Origin of the sequence: Streptomyces sp. HUAS TT11, assembly GCF_051553595.1 — a bacterium.
Classification (GTDB): Bacteria; Actinomycetota; Actinomycetes; order Streptomycetales; family Streptomycetaceae; genus Streptomyces.
In genome coordinates, this window is the sequence record NZ_CP196184.1 from 8258156 (window position 1) to 8280013 (window position 21858).

Annotated in this window: 19 protein-coding genes; 11 read left to right on the forward strand and 8 right to left on the reverse strand. The window is 72.2% G+C overall.

From position 1 onward, the window contains the following. Positions 1 to 310: 310 nt before the first annotated feature. Both ACSHXN_RS37135 and ACSHXN_RS37140 read right to left on the reverse strand, forming a co-directional pair. On the reverse strand, positions 311 to 997 hold the full coding sequence (locus ACSHXN_RS37135; RefSeq protein WP_356295141.1) for a GNAT family N-acetyltransferase: 687 nt from the start codon (positions 995 to 997) through the stop codon (positions 311 to 313). Positions 998 to 1086: 89 nt separating this feature from the next. Then, the gene (locus ACSHXN_RS37140; protein ID WP_438305361.1) at positions 1087 to 1659 is read right to left on the reverse strand and encodes a winged helix-turn-helix transcriptional regulator; all 573 of its coding nucleotides are present in this window, start codon (positions 1657 to 1659) and stop codon (positions 1087 to 1089) included. A 263-nt stretch (positions 1660 to 1922) separates the two neighbouring features. On the opposite strand from ACSHXN_RS37140, the gene ACSHXN_RS37145 reads away from it, so the two are divergent. Next, the gene (locus ACSHXN_RS37145) at positions 1923 to 2690 is read left to right on the forward strand and encodes an SDR family oxidoreductase (RefSeq protein ID WP_356295144.1); all 768 of its coding nucleotides are present in this window, start codon (positions 1923 to 1925) and stop codon (positions 2688 to 2690) included. A gap of 224 nt (positions 2691 to 2914) precedes the next feature. Here the strand turns inward: ACSHXN_RS37145 and ACSHXN_RS37150 are convergent, their stop codons facing one another. After that, the gene (locus ACSHXN_RS37150) at positions 2915 to 3802 is read right to left on the reverse strand and encodes a helix-turn-helix transcriptional regulator (protein ID WP_355139645.1); all 888 of its coding nucleotides are present in this window, start codon (positions 3800 to 3802) and stop codon (positions 2915 to 2917) included. A gap of 194 nt (positions 3803 to 3996) precedes the next feature. Here ACSHXN_RS37150 and ACSHXN_RS37155 point away from each other — a divergent pair, with 194 nt between their 5' ends. The 3 genes from ACSHXN_RS37155 (at position 3997) to ACSHXN_RS37165 (ending at position 6419) form a co-directional block, all read left to right on the forward strand. After that, positions 3997 to 4824: an SDR family oxidoreductase gene (locus ACSHXN_RS37155; protein WP_355139643.1), complete on the forward strand. Its 828-nt coding sequence runs from the start codon at positions 3997 to 3999 to the stop codon at positions 4822 to 4824. 160 nt (positions 4825 to 4984) lie between these two features. Then, positions 4985 to 5554: a TetR/AcrR family transcriptional regulator gene (locus ACSHXN_RS37160; RefSeq protein ID WP_355139641.1), complete on the forward strand. Its 570-nt coding sequence runs from the start codon at positions 4985 to 4987 to the stop codon at positions 5552 to 5554. Between the two features lie 166 nt (positions 5555 to 5720). After that, a complete protein-coding gene (locus tag ACSHXN_RS37165) occupies positions 5721 to 6419 on the forward strand; it encodes an SDR family oxidoreductase (RefSeq protein ID WP_355801499.1) in 699 nt (232 codons plus the stop codon). 35 nt (positions 6420 to 6454) lie between these two features. Here the strand turns inward: ACSHXN_RS37165 and ACSHXN_RS37170 are convergent, their stop codons facing one another. From ACSHXN_RS37170 to ACSHXN_RS37180, 3 genes are all read right to left on the reverse strand, one after another. Continuing rightward, positions 6455 to 7210, reverse strand: a complete 756-nt coding sequence (locus tag ACSHXN_RS37170; protein WP_438305364.1) for an NUDIX hydrolase — start codon at positions 7208 to 7210, stop codon at positions 6455 to 6457. A 101-nt stretch (positions 7211 to 7311) separates the two neighbouring features. Beyond that, the gene (locus tag ACSHXN_RS37175; RefSeq protein WP_383358277.1) at positions 7312 to 8886 is read right to left on the reverse strand and encodes a N,N-dimethylformamidase beta subunit family domain-containing protein; all 1575 of its coding nucleotides are present in this window, start codon (positions 8884 to 8886) and stop codon (positions 7312 to 7314) included. Between the two features lie 89 nt (positions 8887 to 8975). Beyond that, entirely contained in the window at positions 8976 to 10166 is a 1191-nt protein-coding gene (locus ACSHXN_RS37180) for an AI-2E family transporter (protein ID WP_438305366.1), read from the reverse strand. 225 nt (positions 10167 to 10391) lie between these two features. Here ACSHXN_RS37180 and ACSHXN_RS37185 point away from each other — a divergent pair, with 225 nt between their 5' ends. Then, positions 10392 to 12110: a GAF domain-containing sensor histidine kinase gene (locus ACSHXN_RS37185; RefSeq protein ID WP_355139631.1), complete on the forward strand. Its 1719-nt coding sequence runs from the start codon at positions 10392 to 10394 to the stop codon at positions 12108 to 12110. Between the two features lie 75 nt (positions 12111 to 12185). Here ACSHXN_RS37185 and ACSHXN_RS37190 read toward each other — a convergent pair whose 3' ends face one another. Together ACSHXN_RS37190 and ACSHXN_RS37195 are read right to left on the reverse strand one after the other, a co-directional pair. Then, the gene (locus tag ACSHXN_RS37190) at positions 12186 to 12887 is read right to left on the reverse strand and encodes a response regulator transcription factor (protein WP_355139629.1); all 702 of its coding nucleotides are present in this window, start codon (positions 12885 to 12887) and stop codon (positions 12186 to 12188) included. Positions 12888 to 13145: 258 nt separating this feature from the next. Further along, positions 13146 to 13829 (reverse strand): CBS domain-containing protein, encoded by a 684-nt coding sequence (locus ACSHXN_RS37195; RefSeq protein WP_355139627.1) that lies wholly within the window; start codon positions 13827 to 13829, stop codon positions 13146 to 13148. A gap of 415 nt (positions 13830 to 14244) precedes the next feature. Here ACSHXN_RS37195 and ACSHXN_RS37200 point away from each other — a divergent pair, with 415 nt between their 5' ends. From ACSHXN_RS37200 to ACSHXN_RS37225, 6 genes are all read left to right on the forward strand, one after another. Further along, positions 14245 to 15153, forward strand: a complete 909-nt coding sequence (locus tag ACSHXN_RS37200) for a universal stress protein (protein ID WP_438305369.1) — start codon at positions 14245 to 14247, stop codon at positions 15151 to 15153. Between the two features lie 197 nt (positions 15154 to 15350). Next, complete coding sequence (locus tag ACSHXN_RS37205) at positions 15351 to 16049, forward strand: hypothetical protein (RefSeq protein ID WP_356114447.1); 699 nt, start codon at positions 15351 to 15353, stop codon at positions 16047 to 16049. Positions 16050 to 16117: 68 nt separating this feature from the next. Then, the gene (locus ACSHXN_RS37210; RefSeq protein WP_355139622.1) at positions 16118 to 18499 is read left to right on the forward strand and encodes a phosphoketolase family protein; all 2382 of its coding nucleotides are present in this window, start codon (positions 16118 to 16120) and stop codon (positions 18497 to 18499) included. A gap of 767 nt (positions 18500 to 19266) precedes the next feature. Further along, the gene (locus tag ACSHXN_RS37215) at positions 19267 to 20349 is read left to right on the forward strand and encodes a zinc-dependent alcohol dehydrogenase family protein (RefSeq protein ID WP_355139620.1); all 1083 of its coding nucleotides are present in this window, start codon (positions 19267 to 19269) and stop codon (positions 20347 to 20349) included. Between the two features lie 6 nt (positions 20350 to 20355). Continuing rightward, entirely contained in the window at positions 20356 to 21033 is a 678-nt protein-coding gene (locus ACSHXN_RS37220) for a helix-turn-helix domain-containing protein (RefSeq protein WP_356114446.1), read from the forward strand. Between the two features lie 71 nt (positions 21034 to 21104). Continuing rightward, on the forward strand, positions 21105 to 21545 hold the full coding sequence (locus tag ACSHXN_RS37225; RefSeq protein WP_356114445.1) for a pyridoxamine 5'-phosphate oxidase family protein: 441 nt from the start codon (positions 21105 to 21107) through the stop codon (positions 21543 to 21545). Positions 21546 to 21858: the final 313 nt, after the last annotated feature.

Here is a 21858-nt window from a genome sequence, read left to right on the forward strand (position 1 = left end):
CGGCGATCCCGGCAGATGGCGTACATCCGGCGAAGGGCCGCGGGAGGCAACGCCCCGCGTCCTGCGCGGCGGACAGCCATCGCGTATGCGACCGGCCGGCCCGCCGACGGCGACGTCAGCGCGATCGTGATCCGTCCGCGCGCCGAGGCCGCCCGACCGAAGGTCTCCTCCTCCGCCCCGCGCAGGCGGCGGAGGAGGACCGGGCCCGTTCCGGCCGCGACACCGTCGGCGCCTGCGACCGGTACGACCCGATCGGTGCCCGATCCGTGGCAGCAGCGGCCGGATCACCACTCACGGCTCGTCGCCGACTTCACTCGGCTCCGGGCGAGGTGAGGACGAGGTTCGCGGTGCGGAGGCGAAGCCGGAACCCGAGGGACTCGTACAGGCGTACGGCGTTCACATTCGACGACAGCACATGGAGAAACGGTGTCTCGCCGCGTTCCCGGATGCCGGCCGCGACAGCCAGGAGAAGACGTGTCCCCAGCCCCCGTCCTCGCCATTCCGGATCGGTGCAGACCCCGCTGATTTCCGTCCAGCCCGGCACGTGCAGCCGTTCGCCGGCCATGGCCACCAGGCGGCCGTCGCGCCGGATACCCAGATAGGTGCCCATCTCGATCGTTCGTGGCAGAAACGGGCCCGGCTCCGTGCGTCGGGCCAGTGCGAGCATCTCCGGAACGTCCGTCCGACGCAGGCGGACGGCCTCCTCGTCCGGTGCCGCGGCGATTGAGTGGTCGACGAATTGCAGCAGGGGGACGCGCGCCGTGACCTCCCAGCCGTCCGGTGGCTGCACGGCGGGGCCGCTCAGCACGACCCGCGCGCCGGGGCCGGTGAGTGCGGCCATGTCCGTCCAGTCGGCTTCATCCGGGCGGTCCGGCAGCGCCGTGAACGGTGACATGTCGACCGGGTAGCGCAGTGCGTTGCCGCGCCGCTGCGCGAAGTGGGCGTGCGGCCCGCTCAGCGCCGAGTGGATCGAATTGTCCAACGGATGCGAAGGCACTGCGGTGTCCTCACTTGTGGGATCAGGTACGGATCGCGCCCCGGCGGTCGTCCGTGCGTGCAGCCGACGGGACTGTGTGCCGACCGCCCTCAGCGACCGGCATCGGTGCCGCCGCCATGTTCGTCGGCCTGGCGCGTACTCGGGATCGCGATCGGTTCGAGAAGCCGTCGCGGCCCGCTGAGCATGGCGGACACGGGATCGAGCGTGGAGTTGCCCGCCTGGAACCCGGGTCCCGGTTCGATGCGGATCTCCGGGACCGGCGCGACCGCTCCGCATTCCTGGCAGCGTCCCTCGTGGTCGAGCAGGCCTTCGTCCCGGTCGTGGCGCAGGTCGCGCTTCGCCCCGGCCGGGGAGTAGAAGGCGTCCCCCCAGGCCATCATGGCGCGCACGATCGGCCACAGTGCGGTGCCCTTGTCGGTCAGCCGGTACTCGACGGTTCCCGCTCCGTCGTCGTCCCGGGTGAGTACGCCCTCCCGGACGAGGAGCTTCAGCCGGTTGGTCAGGACGGCGCGAGGGATCCCGAGCTGGGTGGCGAGGTCCCCGAACCGGCGGACCCCGTAGAACGCGTCACGGACGATGAGGAGTGTCCACCTCTCTCCGACGACCTCCAGTGTCCGCGCCAGCGAGCAGTTGCGGTCCGGATAGGTGCTGGGGAGGGTCATGCCCCGAGTCTACCTCTCGCGGTTCACTCACTGAACTCGCGGTGTTAGGCTGGAGCAGTTCACTGACTGAACTGTCTCGGCGACCGCGGGATCCACACGGACGCCGAGGCGTTCGGCACACACGCCAAACGGCTCCTGCCTCGCTGTGTTTCTCGCTGAATCACCGGCCGCACCCCGGGATCCGACGGGCTCGACATGCGGCTTCGACGTCCGTCGCGGAGCCGGGCACACAAGCACCGAATCGATCGACGAGGAGAACTCCCATGTCGTCCGTGCTCATCACCGGCGCGTCCAAAGGAATCGGCCGGGCCGTCGCCGTCGAACTGGCACATCGTGGCCATCGGGTGATCGCCACCGCTCGCAGGCCGGAAACCCTGGCCGACCTCCCCGTGGACCGGCGTCTGCGCCTCGACGTCACCGATCAGGGCAGTGTCGACCAGGCCATCAGGGACGCCGGCGAGATCGACGTGCTGATCAGCAACGCCGGTGCGACGGTGCGCGCACCGCTGGAGAGCGTTCCGCTCGCGGAGGTCGAACGGCTCTACCAGCTCAACACCTTGGGTGCGCTGCGCGTCGTGCAGAGGGTACTGCCGGCGATGCGGGAACGAGGATCCGGCCGCCTCGTTTTCGTCTCCAGCATCCAGGGACGGCTGGTGCTGCCGATGATCGGCCCGTACGGCGCCAGCAAGTGGGCGCTGGAGGCGATCGCCGAGACACTCGCCATCGAGACGGGCCACTTCGGCATCAAGGTGAGCATCGTGCAGCCGGGCGCGGTGTCCACGAACGGTGCCGCGCAGGCCGGGACGTTCGTCGAGGAGGACAGCCCCTACGCCCCGCTGTACCGGCAACTCGCCGCTCTGCGCGGCGAGGTCATCACCGCCGAGGAGGTGGCCGCGGTCGTGGCCGACACGATCGAACGGCCCGAGCCTCCCCTGCGTGTGCCCGCCGGTGTGCCTGCCGAGCGAGTCCTGAAGGCGCGCAAGGAGGCACCCGAAAGCGAGCCGTTCGTGTGGGCCGAGCTCGATTGGTAGCGGCCGGTCCGGGCCGGGTGCCTCCGGTTCGGGGGGACGTCTCACCGGGGGCCCGGCCGCACACCGGCACCGCCGCGGCCCTCGACGGGGGATCCGCGGTGGCGGGTACGGGACGACGTGGGAGGGGTTGTCCGCACGTGCGGTGCTCGCTAGAAGAGCCGCTTCCACGTGTTGCCGCGCGGTCATCGCCCGCCGGGCCGGCTCGGGGCGAGTGGACCGTCGGCTCACTCGAGCGGTGTGGCGCGGGCCGGTGTGCCGCTACCCGCGCTGCGGTGGTCGGTGTCCCATGCGGACAGCACCGTCAGGGCCTCGTCGGAGGGTGAGCCGGGGTCGGCGAGGAACGTGAGCAGGGTCAGGTCCGGGTCGCCGGGGAAGGCCAGTGTTTCGGTGCGGAGGGTGAGACGGCCCACCACCGGGTGGTGGAGGTGCTTGGTGTGATGGCTGAACTGCATCACCTTCTGTGCGGCCCACCAGCGGCGGAAGCGATCGCTCTTCATGGACAGCTCGCCCACCAACTCGGCGGTGCGGGTGTCGTCGGGATGGCGGGCCGCATCCATGCGCAGCGTCCCCACGAACTCGGAGGCGACCCGCTCCCAGTCGTCGGCGAAGAGTGATCGCGCCGCCTCGTCGAGGACCATCCAGCGTGCCGCGTTGCGGTTCCGGGCGGGCATCGCGTCGAAGTCGTGGAGCAGGGCACGGGCCATCCGGTTGGTCACCAGGATGTCGGTACGACGTCCCAGCACGAGGGCCGGGGTGCCCTCCAGCCGGGCCAGCAGCGCGTGGACCCCGGGGCGTACCTTCTGCACGGCACGGTGACCGCGGTGGCGCCCACCGGAACGAGGGCGCGCCACCGCGCTCAGATAACTGCGCTCCGCCGGGTCGAGTCGCAGGGCGTTCGCCAGGGCGTCGAGGACGGAGTCCGAGGGGGTGATGGGCCGGCCCTGCTCGAGGCGCGTGTAGTAGTCCACGCTGACGCCCGCCAGCGCGGCGAGTTCCTCCCGGCGCAGCCCGGGGACACGTCGCGGCGCAGCATCGTGCAGGCCGAGCTCCTCCGGATCCATCGCCGCGCGCCGAGCGCGCAGGAATTCGCCGAGCCCCTCGTTCCGCTCCATGTCCCCATGGTCCCTCCCGCCGAAGCACATGTGGTGGCGAAGGTGGCCCTCCGGATCCCAGGAAGGGGCGGGCCGGTTCCCTGGCCGACATGGGAGTCCCCCGGCGGTTTGCTGGGATGCGGGACGCACACCTCGTGCTCCCGCATTCCGCTTCGCCGTGCGCACCGCACGGCCTTCCACAGGGAGATCCCCACATGACTTCGACCTGGCTCATCACCGGTGCGACCTCGGGCTTCGGTCGCCTGGTCGCCGAGCGTGCGCTCGCCGCCGGAGCACACGTGATCGCCGTCGGCCGCCGCCGCGACCGGCTCGCCGAGTTGGCGGACCGTGCCTCCAAGGGGCACGTCACCGAGTTGCCGCTGGACATCACCGCGCCCGACGCGGAACAGGTCCTGGCCGACGCGGTGCGGGCAGCGGACGGGCTGGACGTCCTGGTGAACAACGCCGGCTACGGGTTGTTCGGCCCGGTCGAACAGATCGACGCGGACAGGGCGCGCGCGATCTTCGAGACCAACGTGCTGGCCAACCTCGCCGTCCTGCGCGCCACGCTCCCGGCGCTGCGCGCATCCCGCGGCCGGATCGTGCAGATCTCCTCGCTCAACGGCCAGTTCGCATGGGCCTCGTCAGGTCTGTACTCGGCGTCCAAGGCCGCCGTGGAACTCGCCGGCGAAGCACTCGCGCACGAACTCGCCCCCACGGGTGCGAAGGTGACCATCGTCGAACCCGGCGTCTTCGCCACCGAGTTTGCCACCCGCGTCGATGTCGTCGCCCCGCACGACGTGTACGCACCGACCGTGGGGAAGTTCCTCGCGGACTTCTCCGCGCTGCCCCCCTCGGCGTTCGGCAACGCCGAGACCGTGGCGGACGCGATCATGGGGGTCGTGGCGATGGAGGAGCCGCCTCTGCGGCTGGCCCTCGGCGCGGACGCCGTCGAGGGCATCCGGGAGTCGCTGCGCTCCCGCCTCGCCGAGCTGGACCGTTGGGAGTCCTTCCAGCCGGCCCCGCTCGGTCAGGCCGTCTGACTGCGGCCGACGCCGGGGTGCGGAGAAGTACGGCTCTCGACGCGGTGGGGGTGGGAGGTAGTCGCCGCTCGTGTTCCTTGTCGCGGTACCCGGGCGGCGGTGACCCGTGGCTGTAAACTGGTCGGTTTCCGATCGGGCGGTAGGGAGTTAGCCTCGGCGTATGACCACGGACCTGAAGCAGGGCTCCCGGGAGCGACTGCTGGAAGCGGCGGCCACGCTCGCCTATCTGCAGGGTGTCGGCGTCGGTGTCGAGGCCCTGTGCAAGGCGGCGGGCGTGTCCAAGCGCTCGATGTACCAGCTGTTCGAGAGCAAGGACGAGTTGCTGGCGGCGAGCCTGCGGGAGGGCGCTCCCGCCGTCATGGCGCCGCTCCTGCCCGGCGCCGACGACGAGCGTTCACCGGGCGAGCGGATCCGGTATGTCTTCGAGCGGGTGGAGGCGCAGGCCGCCCTGCCGGACTATCGCGGCTGCCCGTATCTGGCGGTCCAGGTCGAGCTCAAGGACCCGGACCATCCTGCCAGCCGCGTCGCGAGCCGGATCAAGCAGGAGCTGGCGGAGTTCTTCCGTGCCGAGGCCGAACAGGGTGGGGCCGCCGATCCCGAGCTGCTGGCCCGCCAGCTGGTGCTGGTGTTCGACGGGGCGAGCGCCCGTGCGGGGATCGGTGCCGACTCCCTGGCCGGTCTCGTCGGCCCGACGGTGGACACCCTCCTCGGCGCCGCGGGCGTGCGCTGAACCGTCGGCGGGCGGGTGCGGGGGCTGTGAGCGGGACCGGTGCGCCGCCGCCGCAGACCTTGGGTTGGAAAATCAAACTAAAAAGCAGGGCCGCATCTTGCCTGCGGGAAACCGATCGGTTTACGGTGACGTGAAACCGATCGGTTTCCTGTCTTGGAGGTAAGAAATGACTGCTCTCAAGGACGCGACCGTCCTCGTCACCGGCGGCAACAGGGGCATCGGCAAGTCCCTGGTCGAGGAGCTGTACGCGCGCGGCGCGGGCAAGGTCTACGCCACGGCGCGCGACCCCCGTACGGTGACGCATCCCGACGCCGTGCCGTTGGCGCTGGAGGTCACCGACCCTGCCTCCGTGGCGGCCGTGGCCGCACAGGCCGGGGACGTCACCGTCCTGATCAACAACGCCGGCGCCTCGAGTCACGCCTCGTACCTCGACTCGCCGCTCGATGACGTACGCCGCGACATGGAGATCAACTTCTATGGTCCGCTGCTGGTCACACGCGCCTTCGTGCCGATCATCGAGGGCAACGGCGGCGGTCACATCCTCAACTTCCACTCGGCCCTGTCCTGGCTGGCCGACGGCACGCCCTACAGCGCCTCCAAGTCCGCACTGTGGTCGCAGACCAACTCCCTGCGCCTGCACCTGAAGCCGCGGGGCATCACGGTCACCGGCCTGCACGTGGCGTATGTCGACACCGACATGGCGGCGCACGTCGACGCCCCCAAGTCCAGCCCCCGCGACGTCGCCGTGGCCGCGCTGGACGGCATCGAGGCGGGAGTCCACGAGGTGCTGGCCGACGATGCCACGCGCGGTCTCAAGTCGGCACTGGCCGGGGACCTGGAGTCGCTGTACGAGCAGCTCCGGTAGCCCTGGGGCGCGGCCTCAGGAAGGGCGCGGCCAGGTCATGGCGGGGCTGCGGCTCCGGTGAACAGACGGACGACCGGTTCCAGGTAGTCCACGTGCGGGCCGGCCAGCCGCGCCAGGCCGGCGGGGGACCGGACCAGGGCGAACCGGTCCAGTTCCGGTTCGCGGCCCAGCGACTCCTCCGAGGAGACGAGAGCCCGGAAGCGGTCGTGCAGCAGCGCCACAGGCCGGCGGGGTGCGGTGAAGAGGGCGCCGACGTTGCCGCCGGCGCCGAGGGTGACACGCCACAGGGTCAGCTCCTCGGCGGCTGTCTCGACCCCGGTCTCCTCCACCAGTTCCCGTGCCGCGTGTCCGCGGAGCGCGGCCAGATCGAGCGGTCTGTCGCCTTCCGGAGGCTCGAGGGAGCCACCCGGCAACTGCCAGCGGCCGGGTGCGGCCGTGGCCGATGACATCCTTCCCACCATCAGACGCCCGTCCTCCGTCGGCTGGAGCACGCTCACGAAGAGGGCCGGCAGACGGCGGGCGGTTCCCTTCACCCGCCGCAGGGCGTAGTGCCGGTACGTCGTCCGCGCCCAGGTGATGACCAGGCCGTGCGGATCCTCGCGCTCCAGTCCGGCGCAGGCCGCCACGGGGCCGTCGAAGAGGTTCGGGTTGGCCCGGACCGCGTCCTCCCAGACGCGGTCCAGGGCCGACCGCTCCTCCGAGGACAGCCACGGAGCGGCGGTCTCGACGAATCGGATGCTGCGCACGTCCAGGAGGTCGACACCGGAGGATCCCGGCGGCTGCTCGATCACTGCCTCATGCTGTCACACCGGGCCTGAGGCCGATCGTCGGTCAGCGTGCCGGGAGACGGCCGTCCGCGCGCGACCGTCCCGCGGCTCCCGGAGCCGGTTCCTCAGCCCGCCCTCCCGTACACCTCGTTCGTGTTCGGCCGCGGCGCGGGCCGGTGGCGGGCGGCGGGGCCCTCCGCGAAGGCGTGCAGAAGGTTCTCCGTCGTGCGGGTCACGAAGGCCCGGGTGCGGGCGTCCATGCCGTGGTCGCGACCGCCGTCGGGGGTGCCCGCCATGAGCGCCTCCACCCAGCGCATGGTGCCCGTGGCGAAGACGCCGGCACCGCCCGGGACCGTGTAGTAGGCGGAGTCGCTGTGGCTGCGCACGCCGTTGCACACCAGGGGCGAGTGGGCCGTTATCTCCAGCGGTTCGGGCACGGAGGCGCCGGGCGTCACCCGGTCGTACTCGACACCGACCAGGTGGTCGAAGCCGTCGCCGGGACGCACCCCGGTTCCCTCGTACAGCCAGTGGTCCGCGGCGTGAACCACGTACGGCGCGTCCGTCGGGTAGCCCTCGTAGAGCACGCCCGTGAGTGAGGACTCGGGGTCGGCCGCCGGGGCCCGGCGGAAGTCGGTGGTCGCGAGGGCGGGACGGGTCGCGTAGCAGGGGTCGGCCCGGACGGAGGACTTGTAGCAGACCACGGTGCGGTCCGGCAGCGTCTCGCCCTGTTCGATGCGGACCCGGCGGAAGCAGGTGTTGGCGCCGAGGAAGGCGACGTTGGTGCCGGCGTCGCGGGCCCGGGTGACGTACCGGCGCTGCTCCGGGGTCCAGTACTCGTCGTGGCCCAGGCCGATCACGGCCGCCGCGCCGTGCAGCACCTCCGGGTCGCGGTGCACGTCGGTGCCCGTGGTGTACGCCAGAGGTATGCCGAGCCGTTCGGCCAGCACCACCACCGCCCGTTCGTACACGAGGAACTTCTCCGCGCCGTCGGCGTCGTAGGGCCGGTCGAAGGTGACGGCGAGGGAGCGGGTGGCGTAACCGCCGGAGGCGCCGTCGTAGAGGCTGTAGCCGCCCCACCGGTTGTAGGCCTGCCAGGTGGCAGGGGCGTGCATGAGCACCGTCCGCCCCGCACCCCGGGTGGAACGCACGATCAGCGGGACATGGCGCTGATGGCCGTTGTCCGCGTCCAGACGCAGCAGATACGCGCCCTCGGGCCAGCCGGTCGTGCTGAACGTCAGCGTGCGCGGCCAGTCGGCGCGGACGGTGCGGGTCCCCGGCAGCAGCCGCGGCTCGGGCTGGACGCGGCCGGGTATGCGGGGCGAGCGCCAGACGAGACGGGCCCCGGCGCCGCCGTACCAGCCGACGCGGAAGGCCGAGACACGGAAGGAGGGCGCGGTGGTCGAGACGTACAGGCCGCACTCCTCGCCCGGCACCACGCTCACCCGGTCGGCGTAGCCGGCCACGGCCGTCGCCGGGCCCTCGCTGCTGATACGCCAGTCGGGTGATCCTCGAAGGTCCCGTTCCACCTCGGGGAGGTGGGAGGCGTCCGCCTTCGGGTGACCCCGCGCGGGCGGTGCGGGATCGCATGAGGCGGCCGTCGCCGAGGCGATCCCGACGGCGGCGCACGCACCGACGAAGCGCCTGCGTCCCAGTGGCCGTGGTCCGTCGCCCTCCGGCGTGCCTCGTTCCTCCGGGTCCACATCGCCTCCCGTGCCGTCGGCCGACGCGTCACCACCCCGAGGTCAGCGTGGCACGGCGCCGTGGGCCGCGCGCTCCGGGCCGCCGGACGCTACGAGGGCGCGGAGCGCAGCGCCTGTATCACCGCCCAGGCGACCGAGACGAACGGGACGGCCACGACGGCGCCGATCACGCCCGCCACGATGCCGCCCGCGATGACGGACACCGCGACGACGAGCGGGTGCAGGCGGACGGCCCAGCTCATCACCAGGGGATGCAGCAGATGCCCCTCGATCTGGCCGATGACCACGATCAGCAGCAGAACGGCCGCGGCCGTGAGAGGACCGCGTCCGGCGAGCGCTACGACGGTGGCCACACCGAGAGCGATGGGCGAACCGACCAGCGGCACGAACGCGGCGAAGAACTCCAGCAGGGTGAGGGGCAGCGCGAGCGGCACCCGGAGCGCGAACAGGGCGATCCCCACGAGTACGGCGTTGGTGGCGGCCACGATGATGATGCCCCGGGTGTACCCGGCGAACGTCCGCCAGGCCGCGTGTCCCGCCCGGTCCCACGTCGGGCGCGCGCCGACGGGCAGGAACGTGTCGCGTGCCCAGGACCACAGGCGTTCGCCCGAGTGGATGAAGAACACGGAGGAGAACAGCGCGAGGGCGGCCCCGGTGATCAGTTCGACGACCCTGCCCAGGCCGCTGACGGCTCTGCTGAGCAGGTCGGCGCGGTGGGTGGCGAGGTAGGAGGAGATCTGGTCCTGGAGGCCGGAGAGGGTGTCGCGGTTGACCCGGAACGGCGGCCGTTCGAGCCAGCGTTCGATCTGACGGATGCCGCCGCGGAACTCCCCGGTCAGCCCCGACCATTCGCCCGCCACCGCCTCGCCCACCAGGGCGAGCAGCGCCAGGACCAGGATCAGGCTGCCGACCAGGGAGATCGCCACGCACAGGGGCCGCGGAAGCCGGCGGTTCAGCCGGTCGGCGACGGGATGCAGGACCGAGGTGACGACCAGGGCGAGGAACAGGGACACGGCGACGAGGTGGAAGCGCCCCAGCACGATGAAGACGCCGTAGACGGCGACCCCGACCAGGACGAGGCGCCATGCGTAGGCGGCCGCGACACGCAGCCAGGGGACCGTGTGTTCGGCCGGGACGACTCGCGGGGCGGCCGAGGTGCGGCGGGCGGGACGAGCGGAGCGGGGCGGCCGGCTGCCGAGCACCACGGCGCCCTTCCTGCGTCCCCGCCCCGGGTCGCCCGCATCCGCCACCGCGTCTCCCGCGTCCTGACTGTCGGTCATCTCCACAGCACAGTAGGGGCAAAGCGGACACGGGGCCGCGCGCAACGCGCATGCGCACGTCGGGGGAGGTCCGGCGGGGGAGAGCTCCCGCAGGCGGGGCGGCCCGGCGGCCGGTCACTCAAGGTGAGCGATGGCCCTCGCTCCGGCCCGTCAGCCAGTATCGTAAGGGCCTGGAAGTTGCCGGTGATCCGCACCTTGTCTGAGTGATTCGGTCGGAGGAGAGCGATGAGCGCGGAAGGACGTGGCCCGGCCGAGCAGTATCTGCCCAAGCTGCGGCTGGACGAGCTGCTGGACGAGCTGCAGGCCCGCATCGATGCGGCGCGCGGCACGCAGGACCGGGTGCACCGCCTCCTGGAGGCCGTGCTGTCGGTCGGGCGGGAACTCGATCTGCCGCAGGCGCTGAGGAGCATCGTCGAGGCGGCGGTCGTGCTCGTCGACGCCGAGTACGGCGCCCTGGGCGTCATCGGTGAGGACCGCATGCTGTCCGAATTCCTCACCATCGGCGTCGGCGACGAGGAACGGGAGAAGATCGGGGCGCTGCCCAGCGGGCACGGCATCCTCGGTGAGCTGATCCGGCACCCGGAGCCGCTGCGCCTGGCGGAGCTCTCGGACCACCCGGCGTCCTACGGCTTCCCCGACCATCATCCGCCGATGCACTCCTTCCTCGGTGTGCCCATCCGGGTGCGCGACAAGGTCTTCGGAAACCTCTACCTCACGGAGAAGCGGGCCGCCGCCGAGTTCGACGCCGAGGACGAGGCCGTGCTCTCCACCCTGGCGGTGGCGGCCGGTGTCGCCATCGAGAACGCCCGGCTCTACGAGGAGACGCGGCTGCGTGAGCGCCTGCTGCGGGCGAGCTCCCAGGTCACCAGCGCGCTGCTGTCCGGCGCCCCCAGTGCGGACGTGCTGGAACTGATCGTGGAGCAGGCGCGGGGCATCGTCTCCGCCGATGTGGGGATGATCGCCGAGCGGGTCGCCGGGGAGGAGGTGCTGCGGCCGCTGTTCGCCGTCGGCGCCGAGGCGGAGCGGCGCAGGGGCCTCGTGATGTCGGGGCAGGACGGTTTCGTGGAAGCCGCGTTCAGTACGGCGGAGCCGGTGATCAGCCCCGATATCCAGCAGGACCCCCGGATCGACCAGGGTTCCGTCCTGTGGGCCGGGCTCGGGTCCGTGGTCGGCGTCCCGCTCGTGGCGAGCGGCAAGTCCATCGGGGTGCTGGTGCTGGGGCGCACCGCGGGGCGAACGCCGTTCACCGACACCGACGCGGGCCCCCTCCTCGGCTTCGCGGGGCAGGCCGCACTGGCGCTGGAACTGGCCGAGCGGCGCCGGGACGCCGAGCAGATCGCGCTGCTGCAGGACCGCGACCGGATCGCCCGCGATCTGCACGACCTGGCGATCCAGCGGCTGTTCGCGGCCGGGATGACCCTGCAGAGCACCCAGCGTTTCGTGGACCACCCGGAAGCCGCCGAGCGGCTGTCGCGGACCGTCGACGACCTGGACGAGACCATCAAGATCATCCGTTCGACGATCTTCGGGCTGCGCGCGCACGGCGGCGGCCCGGAGAAGGCCGGTCTGCGCAGACGTGTGTCGGAGGCGGTGCAGGCGTCGGCCGGCACGCTCGGTTTCACTCCCGCGCTGCGCATCGAGGGACTGGTGGACACCGATGTCCCCGGCGACGTGGCCGACCATGCGCTCGCCGTCCTCGGCGAGGCCCTGAGCAACGCGGCACGGCACTCCGGTGCGCATTGCGTGGACGTCCACCTGCGGTTCGCCGGCGGCGAGTTGACCCTGACGGTGGCCGACGACGGCTGTGGGGTACCGCAGGGCGTGGCACGCAGCGGGCTGCGGAACCTGGAGGAACGGGCCAACGCGCTGGGCGGCACTCTCACCGTGGGCGAACGTGCCGACGGTGGCGGAACGCGCCTGGTGTGGCGGGTTCCGGTGCGCTGAGCCCGGGGCACGGTCGCGCGGTGCCCCACGTGCCGCAGCCAGCGGTGAGGACCCCGTGGCCCCGGCCGGCCCGGGTCAGTGGGGGGAGCGGTCCCCGGGTACGGGCCCCTCCAGCTGCGAGGCGAGGACTGCGGCCTGGACCCGGCGCTGTACGCCGAGTTTGGCGAGCAGCCGCGAGATGTGGTTCTTGACGGTCTTCTCCGACAGATACAGCTTTTTGCCGATCTCCCGGTTCGTCAGACCGTCCCCGATGAGCGCGAGGATGTCCCGCTCGCGGGGCGACAGGCCCGCCAGCTCGGGCGCCACGGCAGGCTGCTCGGCCGGGTCGGCGCGGAGCGAGTGCATCAGCCGGGCGGTGGTCGCCGGGTCGAGCATGGACTGGCCGGAGGCGACGGTGCGGACCGCCGAGACCAGGTCGGCCCCCTTGATCTGCTTGAGCACGTAACCCGAGGCCCCCGCCATGATCGCGTCGAGCAGTGCGTCCTCGTCGTCGAACGAGGTCAGCATGAGGCAGGCCAGCTCCGGCATCCGGCTGCGCAGCTCGCGGCACACGCTGATGCCGTCGCCGTCCGGTAGGCGCACGTCCAGGACGGCCACGTGCGGCCGCACCGCCGGGCCGCGGGCGAGCGCGTGCTCGACCGTGTCGGCGTCACCGACGACGCAGATGTCGGGTTCCGTGTCCAGCAGATCGGCGAGGCCGCGTCGTACGACCTCGTGGTCGTCCAGCAGGAAGACCCGGATCGGGTGCTGCTCGCTGAAGGTGCGTGCCTCGGCCATGGGTACCTCACGTTTCCCGGTGGAGGGCGGACCGCGGACTGCCCGTGCCGACGATCGTCGTCGGGCGGACACGGTGAGCACTAGGGCCGACCGGCCCCAGGTACCACCATGCTCCCTCACCGGCCCCTCGAACCGGACCGCCGACTCATGCCGGTCGCGTCGCACGGCCGGTGCCCCGCGGGGCGCGCGCGACGGCCGACGTTCGCGCGGCGACCGCATCAGGCTGACGCCGGCGCGCCGGATGCCGTGCCGCGCCGCCTACGTCGGAGCGGTCCGAGATTCCGCGAGGTGGAACTGGACGTCCACGACGCCCTCGACGGCCCGGGCCAGACGCGCCGCCACCGGCACCAAAGAGGTGTCCCGGATCCGACCGCCGAGCTTCACCACCCCGTCCTCGACCTCGACCCGCACGGACGAGGCCGGGGGCCGGAAGAGATACGCCACCACCTCGCGCCGGATCTCCTCGGCGATCTCCTCGTCGTCCCGCAGGAAGACCTTCAGCAGGTCCGCGCGGCTGACGATGCCCTGGAGGTCGCCCAGCTCGTCGACGACGGGAAGCCGTTTCACCTTGTGGCGCGCCATGGTCCGCGCGGCCTGCGCGAGCGTCGCGTCGGCACGGGTGGTCAGCGCCGGCGCGGTCATGAGCTGCTCGGCCGTCACCGCGTCCGCCTTGGGCGGGTCCGCGGGCCCGTGCAACCGGGTGAACGGGGAACCTCCGGGCGGGCGGTGCGCCGAGGAGCCGTCGTCGCGGAACTCCTCCTTCGGCAGGAGGTCGGCCTCCGACACCACGCCGACGACGCGGCTCTTGCCCTCCAGGACGGGCAGGGCGCTGACCCTCCAGTCGTGCATCATCTGCACGATCTCCTTGAAGGGGGCGCGGCGGCCTATCGCGGCGACCGTCTGGGTCATCACATCGCTGACGATGTGGGGGGTGCCGTACATGGCGTCTCCTCCGGTCGGGGACGGCGGTCGCCGCAGGCTGCCCCGGAGAGCCGGGGGTGCTCCCGGGGTCGTGTTCCCGGCGGGAAGCGCACCCCGCGGGTCGTGCGGATCAGGCGCTCGCGGTGCCCGGTGGGCGGCCCGCGGAGCATGCTGGTTGTCGGAGGGTCGTTCACGACGGCCTCCAGCTGCGGGGACCGGACGACTCCAGCGTCTCTCCGGATCCGGGTGCGGGCCATGGGCCGCCCGGCCCCAGGCCCGGCTTTTCGGTACTGCAGAGGGACCTCGCCGCCGCGGATGACGGGCACGGTCCCGGTGTCCCGGATCAGACGCGGGACATCGCGCCCCGGGCACGGGCCGGACCCGCAGGAGGCTCGAGGGCAAGAGCGGAACATCTTGGACGCAGGAGGTGCGGACCATGGTTCGGCACGTCACCGCGGGAGTCGACGAGACCGACGAGAGCCTCGCGGCGGCCCACTGGGCGGCCCGGGAAGCGCTACGTCGAGGTGCCGCGCTCCGCCTCGTGCACGCCGGTGAGCGGCCGGCGTCTGCTGCGCCGTCAGCGGCCGTGGAATCCGGTCCGCGGGACCGGGCGGAGCAGACCCTGGAGCGGGCCGTCCGCAGTGTCCGTGCCGCGCATCCGGGACTGCCGGTGGCGTCCCTGCTGGTGCCCGACTCCCCGGTCACGGTACTGCTCGGGGAGGCCGAGGGCGCGGAGTTGCTCGTCCTGGGCTCCCGTGGCCTCGGCCGAGCCGCGGGCTTCGTGATGGGGTCGGTGTCCCAGCGCGTCGTCGCCAGGTCCCCGGGCCCGGTCGTGCTCGTCAGAGCCCTCGAGGCGTGCACCGACGAGCATCTGCCGGCCCTGGACGGTGTCTCTCCCGAGGAGATACCCGAGACCCCGTACCGCGACGTCGTCCTCGGGATGGACACCCGGCACCCCTGCGACGAACTGATCGCGTTCGCCTTCGACGCCGCCCGGCGCCGTGGGGCGTCGCTGCGTGTGGTCCACGCCCTCGGTGCGGCGCTGGACAACGCCGCCGAAGGACGCTCCGGCGCGGGGCACGACACGGAGCTGCTCTCCGACGAGGAGGACCTGATGGCCGCGATGCTGCACCCCTGGGTGGAGAAGTGCCCGGGCGTCACGTTGTCCGAGACCGTCACCGCGGGCCGGCCCGCAGCGGAGCTGGTGCGGGAGTCCGCCCATGCCTCCCTCGTGGTCGTGGGGCGCCGCACGCGGGACACCCGGCTCTGCACGCAGCTCGGTTCCGTGACCCACGCCCTGCTCCACCACGCCCGCTGTCCGGTCGCCGTCGTCCCGCACGCCTGAACTGCGCCCGATCCGCACGGACCGTGCGGTCGCCGGCCCCCGGCCCGTACGACCCGGCCACACACCGATCGTCCGGGTCCGCCGGCGCTGCCGGCAGCACCACCGTCGTACGTCCCTCCTTGCTCGGGGTGGCGCTTCATGGGCCGATCGGCCCCGGTTCGGGACCTGCGGCCCCTGCCCCGCCTTCCCCCGGTGCCATGACGCTGGAGTCGGACACCGGGACCGGGAACCACGACCAGGAGGTGGACGCCATGCCCCGCCCCGTCGTCGGCCTCGACGGAACGGCCGAGATCCGGGCCGCCGCCGTGGAGGCACCTCCCACGCCCCCGGGGCACCGGGGCCACCGCGGAGGTGCAGCTCGCGCCGGGCACCGGAACCGCCGCCCGGACGCGGTACCCATGCATCGGGCCGAGGCGGCCGAACCACTGGTCCTTGACACCCGGGCGACGAGCGGCGTCGAGGGCTTCCCGGCCGGCCGGCTCGCACACGCCGCCCTCGCGTACGCCGACGGTCCGGTGGCACCGGTACACGCCGCGAGGCAGGCGCCCGACGAGCACGAGCCGGACCCCCCGGGCCCTGCCGATGCCGCGGCGGCCCGCTCCCGGCGACCGGGCCCGGGCTCCACGGCCGCGGACCGGTCGCCGAGCATGTCCGCCGCAGAGGCGGCCCGGGTGGGCGCCACAAGCCTGCGCGTCGTGCGCTCCCGGCACCGGCCCCTCGTCCATGCGCACCGCCGTTCGGCGGACCACGATCCGTACGCGGGGCCCGGCGGCTCCCGGCCGGACCCGACGGTCGGCCGGGGTGTCCGCCGCACGCTCCCGGGCACCCGTACCCGTCCCGCCACCCATCTGCACCACACCGCCTGCCCGGTCGCCGTCGTTCCCCCAGGAGCGTGACCGGCGGTGTCCGCAACCATCCGCACCACCGCCCCGACGACCACCGTCGACGACCCGTGGAGTCCCCCATGCCCGAGGCCGCACAGCACCACGGCACCGCACCGACCGACGAGGAACTGCGCGCGCTGGACGCCCACTGGCGGGCCGCCAACTACCTCGCCGCGGGACAGATCTACCTCATGTCCAACCCGTTGCTGACCGAGCCCCTCGAGCCCGGGCACATCAAACCGCGGCTGCTCGGCCACTGGGGCACCTCGCCCGGGCTCAACCTCGTCCACACCCACCTCAACCGGGTCATCAAGGCGCGCGGCCTCGACGCGTTGTGCGTATGGGGGCCAGGACACGGCGGGCCCTCGGTACTCGCCAACTCCTGGCTGGAGGGCAGCTACAGCGAGACCTACCCGGACGTGACACGGGACGCCCAGGGCATGGAGAGGCTGTTCCGGCAGTTCTCGTTCCCGGGCGGAGTACCCAGTCACGTCGCACCGGAGGTACCCGGTTCGATCCACGAGGGCGGGGAACTCGGCTACTCCCTCGCGCATGCCTACGGCGCCGCCTTCGACCATCCGAACCTGCTGGTCGCCTGCGTGATCGGCGACGGCGAGGCGGAGACCGGGCCGCTGGCGGCGTCCTGGCACTCCAACAAGTTCCTCGACCCGGTGCACGACGGCGCGGTCCTGCCGATCCTTCATCTCAACGGCTACAAGATCGCGAACCCGACCGTGCTCTCCCGGCTCCCGGAGCCCGAACTCGACGAGCTGCTGCGGGGATACGGGCACGAGCCGATCACCGTCGCCGGTGACGACCCCGTCCAGGTCCATCGTGCTCTGGCGCAGGCCTTCGACGAGGCGCTCGACCGCATCGCCCTGCTGCAGCGCACGGCGCGCGAGGAGGACGTCACACAGCGCCCCCGCTGGCCGATGATCGTGCTGCGCACCCCGAAGGGATGGACCGGGCCGGCCGAGGTGGACGGCGTGCCGGTCGAAGGCACCTGGCGGGCGCACCAGGTCCCGCTGGCGGGCGTCCGCGAGAACCCCGAGCATCTGCGGCAGTTGGAGGCCTGGCTGCGGTCGTACCGGCCCGAGGAACTCTTCGACACCGACGGTCGGCCGTGTGCCGAGGTGCTCGCCTGCGTGCCCGACGGAGCGCGGCGGCTGGGCGCCACCCCGTACGCCAACGGCGGGCTGCTCGTGCGCGAACTCCCGATCGCCTCCCTGGACGACTTCGCGGTGCCCGTCGACAAGCCCGGCGCGACCCTGCACGAACCCACCCGCGTCCTGGGCGGCCTGCTCGAACAGATCATGAAGGACACCACGGCGCGCCGCGACTTCCGCCTGGTCGGGCCCGACGAGACGGCCTCCAACCGGCTGGAGGCCGTCTTCGGTGCCACCGGCAAGGCGTGGCAGGCCGAGGTGCTCCCGGTGGACGAGCACCTGGACCGGCACGGCCGGGTGATGGAGATCCTCTCCGAGCACCTGTGCCAGGGCTGGCTGGAGGGGTATCTGCTCACCGGACGGCACGGCCTGTTCTCCTGCTACGAGGCGTTCGTGCACATCGTCGACTCGATGGTGAACCAGCACATCAAGTGGCTGAAGACAGCGCGCGAGCTGAACTGGCGCGCGCCCGTCGCCTCCCTCAACTACCTGCTGACGTCCCATGTGTGGCGCCAGGACCACAACGGCTTCTCCCACCAGGATCCCGGGTTCGTCGACCACGTCCTCAACAAGAGCCCGCAGGTCGTCCGCGTCTACCTCCCGCCGGACGCCAACACCCTTCTGTCGGTGGCCGACCACGTGCTGCGCAGCCGCGACTACGTCAATGTCATCGTGGCGGGCAAGCAGCCGTGCTTCGACTGGCTCTCGATGGACCAGGCCCGTGTCCACTGCGCACGCGGCGCCGGCATCTGGGAGTGGGCGGGCACCGAGAACGGCTCCGAGCCGGACGTCGTCCTCGCCTGCGCGGGCGACGTACCGACCCAGGAGGTGCTGGCCGCGGCACAGTTGCTTCGCCGCCACCTGCCCCAGCTGGCCGTGCGCGTCGTCAACGTGGTCGACATGACCCGGCTGCTGCCGCAGGAGGAACACCCGCACGGCATGCCGGACTTCGAGTACAACGGCCTCTTCACCACCGACAAGCCCGTCATCTTCGCGTACCACGGCTATCCCTGGCTGGTCCACCGGCTCGCCTACCGCCGGCACGGACACGGCAACCTGCATGTGCGCGGGTACCGGGAGTCGGGGACCACGACCACGCCGTTCGACATGGTGGTCCGCAACGACCTGGACCGCTACCGACTGGTCATGGACGTCATCGACCGCGTACCAGGACTGGCCGTGCGGGCCGCAGGCGTACGGCAGCAGATGGCCGACGCCCGCGCCCGCCACCACGCATGGATCCGCGAACACGGAACGGACCTGCCGGAGGTCGCCGACTGGACCTGGGCGTCCTGACTCCCGTTGCGCGCCGGGGAGTTCGAGTTCGTTCCGACGACCGCACGCCCCGGCCCGGACGGACCGGGTCCCCGGGCGGGAACTTCCGGGTCCTCAAGAGTTCGAGACCGAACCACGTCGTTCTGCCCTCGTCCGTGGGACGCACGCCCCAGTCGGGGGCGAGGGCACGTACGAGCAGCGGTCCGCGGCCGTACTCGTCGTCGGCCGGGTGGCGCGGTCGGGGCAGGTTGCGGGCGGCGGTCGCTGGTCTCGACGGTGGGACCGGTGTCCGTGCGGCACACATGCACGCCGATCGGACCCTGCGCGGGCCGCACGACGCGGGTCCGGCGGGCAGGTCGGTCGAGGCCGTGGCCGGTGGCCCGCGGTGAGACCGGTCATCTCAATGCAACCTGCGCGGCTTCGCGGCGGTATGTCGCTCAGTGACCCCACAAGGCTCGAACGTGTCCGCGAGCGGCGGCCGGCGTGATCGCTCCCGGTCCGCGTCCGCCCGTTCGCAGCATGCCCGGACGGGCATCCCGCACATCGCGGAATCGCCGCAGCCACCGGAAGCCACTGCCCCGACGCCCGCGGCCCGAGCCGGCGAGCGCCCCGCCCGGAACGGTCCCGTCCGGCGCCTGATGAGGGCCGACCGGCCCAAGCGGATCCCCGAGGGGCCGGAACAAGCTGGATCTGCTGGGCGACACCGGCGCCGTGCCGGTCGCCCGCGCCGTTTCGGCTTCCGGACAGTCCCCGGGACAGCGACCCGGGGAGAGGAAGGAAGGATCGACATGAAGGGCTTCGTCTTCCACAGCCCGGGACGCTCCGCCTGGGAGGAGGTGCCGGACCCCGACATCAAGGAGTCGACCGATGCCATTGTCCGCGTCGACACCGCCACCGTCTGCGGCACGGACCTGCACATCCTCAGGGGCGACGTGCCCGAGGTGCGCCCCGGCACGGTCCTGGGCCACGAGGCGGTCGGCGAGATCGTCGAAACGGGCCGCGACGTGCACACCGTGCAGCCCGGGGACCGCGTCCTGGTCTCCTGCATCACCGCCTGCGGCCGGTGCGGCTACTGCTGGGAGAGGACGTACGGCCAGTGCCGCGGCGGCGGAGGCTGGATCCTCGGCCATGTGATCGACGGTACGCAGGCCGAATACGTGCGCGTCCCCTACGCCGACCTGTCGGTGCACGCGCTGCCCGGCACGGTGGACAGCAAGGACGCCGTACTGCTCGCGGACATCTTCCCCACCGCCTACGAGGTGGGTGTCCTGAACGGGCATGTACGGCCGGGCGCCACCGTCGCCGTCGTGGGGGCCGGTCCCGTCGGGCTCGCCGCGATCGCCACGGCCCGGCTGTTCGCACCCGAACGTGTGATCGCCGTGGACATCGCCGGCACCCGGCTGGAAGCGGCCAAGAGCCTGGGTGCCGACGCCGTGGCGGACCCCGGGGAGGCGCCCGAGCAACTGGTCGCCGACCTCACCGACGGTCTGGGCGCAGACGTGGCCATCGAAGCGGTCGGCGCACCGGAGAGCTTCGAGTTGTGCACCCGCATGGTGCGGCCCGGCGGACGCGTGGCCAACGTCGGTGTGCACGGCAAGCCCGTCACGTTGCACCTCGAGGATCTGTGGATCAAGAACGTGACGATCACCATGGGGGTGGTCGACACCTACTCCACGGCCACGCTGCTGAAGATGGCGGCCGCCGGCCGGCTGCCCACCTCGTCCCTGGTCACGCACACCTTCCCGCTGGACCGGATGGAGGAGGCGTACGACGTATTCGGCCGGGGCGCCGACACCGGTGCCCTCAAGGTCGTACTGGGCGGTCAGCAGCACGAGGTGGTCGCCGTCCGGGCGGCCCGAGAGAGGATGTGACGGGCCATGGCCGCACGGGGACCGTCGGGCGCGGTGGCGGGCCATCCCGCGGGGAACCTCGGACGCCGGATCGCTCTGCGACGCGAAGAACTCGGACTGTCCCTGGAGGAGACCGCCAACCGGGCGGGCATGGCACCCAGCTACCTCCAGTACCTGGAGTCGCAGCCGACCGCCGCGCCGGGGATGAGCAGCCTGCTCAGCCTGGCCGGCGCGCTCGAGACCACGGTGCTCGAGCTGACCGGCGGCGACGTCGATCTGCCGCCCGGTCTCGGGCAGGCGGGACGGCACCCGCAGTTCACCGAGCTGACCCCGGAGGAATGTCGTGACCTGCTCTCCACCCACGGTGTGGGGCGACTCGCGATCGACACGGCCACGGGTCCGGAGATCCTCCCCGTGAACTACGGGGTCGACGCAGGAGGCATCGTCTTCAGAACCGCCCCCGAACACGCCACGTCACGGGTGGCGGGCGCCCGGGTGGCCTTCGAGGTCGACCGGATCGACGCCGCGTTCAGCCAGGGCTGGAGCGTCCTGGTGCGCGGCCACGCCGACACCGTGACCGATCCCGAAGAGGTACGGCGCCTGGACGAGCAGGCGTACAGCGCCCCATGGGTGGGCGGAGAGCGTGACCTGTGGATCCGTATCGACCCCGACACCATCACCGGGCGGCGCATCACCGTGACCTGATGCCTCCGAGCAGCGCCGAGGACGAAGTCTCACGATCGCGCCGCCGCCCCAGGCGAAAGACGGACTGACTCATGTATCCGAACGACGGCTTCCGTGAACTGGACCGCCAGGAGTGCCTGCGTCTGCTGGCGATGGTCCCGGTCGGCCGTATCGTCCACACACGCCAGGCGCTGCCCGCGGTCCTTCCGCTCAACTTCAGCCTCGACGGCGACGGCGCGGTGCTGCTGCGCACATCGGCGGCCTCGGAGCTGGTCCGCGCGATCGACGGGTCGGTGGTCGCCTTCGAGGCCGACGAGGTCGACGCGGTCGCGCACTCGGGCTGGAGTGTCGTCGTGACCGGGCCGGCCGCGGTGGTCACCGATCCCGCGGAACGCGAGCGACTGACCCGGACGGGACCGCGCTCCTGGGTGACGTCGCCGGAGGAGGTCTTCGTACGCATCGAGCCCGAGCTGGTGACGGGTCGGGCACTGGTGGGCAGCCGCACTCTGCGCGGGCTCGACCCGTCCCGCTGAGCGGACGCGGCGGCCCTGCGGGTACGGATCCCGGGGCGCCCGGGCCACGGCGGACAGTGACGGAAGCGACGGGCCCGCGGGCCCGTCGCGACAGCAGTGGCGGGGCGGTGCGGTCGCGGACCCGCGAGATTTGTCGGCAGAGACGTGCGAACGACCCGTATGACCCCGCTGACCAGGTGTTTCGGGGCACGATACGCCGATCGAGAGCCGGTCGGGACAGGGTGCAGGGCCACTCGGCCCATGCAGAGAAGCGGCCGATGATCCACCCTGAAGGTGTCGTAACCCTGTCCCCGCCCAGCAAGACCGGAGGACA

Bases quoted from the DNA above. Each gene is read 5' to 3' on its own strand.
- ACSHXN_RS37210 (WP_355139622.1), top strand. From the start codon at position 16,118: ATGCCCGAGGCCGCACAGCACCACGGCACCGCACCGACCGACGAGGAA.
- ACSHXN_RS37205 (WP_356114447.1), top strand. From the start codon at position 15,351: ATGACGCTGGAGTCGGACACCGGGACCGGGAACCACGACCAGGAGGTG.
- ACSHXN_RS37225 (WP_356114445.1), top strand. From the start codon at position 21,105: ATGTATCCGAACGACGGCTTCCGTGAACTGGACCGCCAGGAGTGCCTG.
- ACSHXN_RS37190 (WP_355139629.1), bottom strand. From the start codon at position 12,887: ATGGCCGAGGCACGCACCTTCAGCGAGCAGCACCCGATCCGGGTCTTC.
- ACSHXN_RS37140 (WP_438305361.1), bottom strand. From the start codon at position 1,659: ATGACCCTCCCCAGCACCTATCCGGACCGCAACTGCTCGCTGGCGCGG.
- ACSHXN_RS37200 (WP_438305369.1), top strand. From the start codon at position 14,245: ATGGTTCGGCACGTCACCGCGGGAGTCGACGAGACCGACGAGAGCCTC.
- ACSHXN_RS37165 (WP_355801499.1), top strand. From the start codon at position 5,721: ATGACTGCTCTCAAGGACGCGACCGTCCTCGTCACCGGCGGCAACAGG.
- ACSHXN_RS37155 (WP_355139643.1), top strand. From the start codon at position 3,997: ATGACTTCGACCTGGCTCATCACCGGTGCGACCTCGGGCTTCGGTCGC.
- ACSHXN_RS37185 (WP_355139631.1), top strand. From the start codon at position 10,392: ATGAGCGCGGAAGGACGTGGCCCGGCCGAGCAGTATCTGCCCAAGCTG.
- ACSHXN_RS37215 (WP_355139620.1), top strand. From the start codon at position 19,267: ATGAAGGGCTTCGTCTTCCACAGCCCGGGACGCTCCGCCTGGGAGGAG.
- ACSHXN_RS37195 (WP_355139627.1), bottom strand. From the start codon at position 13,829: ATGTACGGCACCCCCCACATCGTCAGCGATGTGATGACCCAGACGGTC.
- ACSHXN_RS37145 (WP_356295144.1), top strand. From the start codon at position 1,923: ATGTCGTCCGTGCTCATCACCGGCGCGTCCAAAGGAATCGGCCGGGCC.
- ACSHXN_RS37180 (WP_438305366.1), bottom strand. From the start codon at position 10,166: ATGACCGACAGTCAGGACGCGGGAGACGCGGTGGCGGATGCGGGCGAC.
- ACSHXN_RS37150 (WP_355139645.1), bottom strand. From the start codon at position 3,802: ATGGAGCGGAACGAGGGGCTCGGCGAATTCCTGCGCGCTCGGCGCGCG.
- ACSHXN_RS37160 (WP_355139641.1), top strand. From the start codon at position 4,985: ATGACCACGGACCTGAAGCAGGGCTCCCGGGAGCGACTGCTGGAAGCG.
- ACSHXN_RS37220 (WP_356114446.1), top strand. From the start codon at position 20,356: ATGGCCGCACGGGGACCGTCGGGCGCGGTGGCGGGCCATCCCGCGGGG.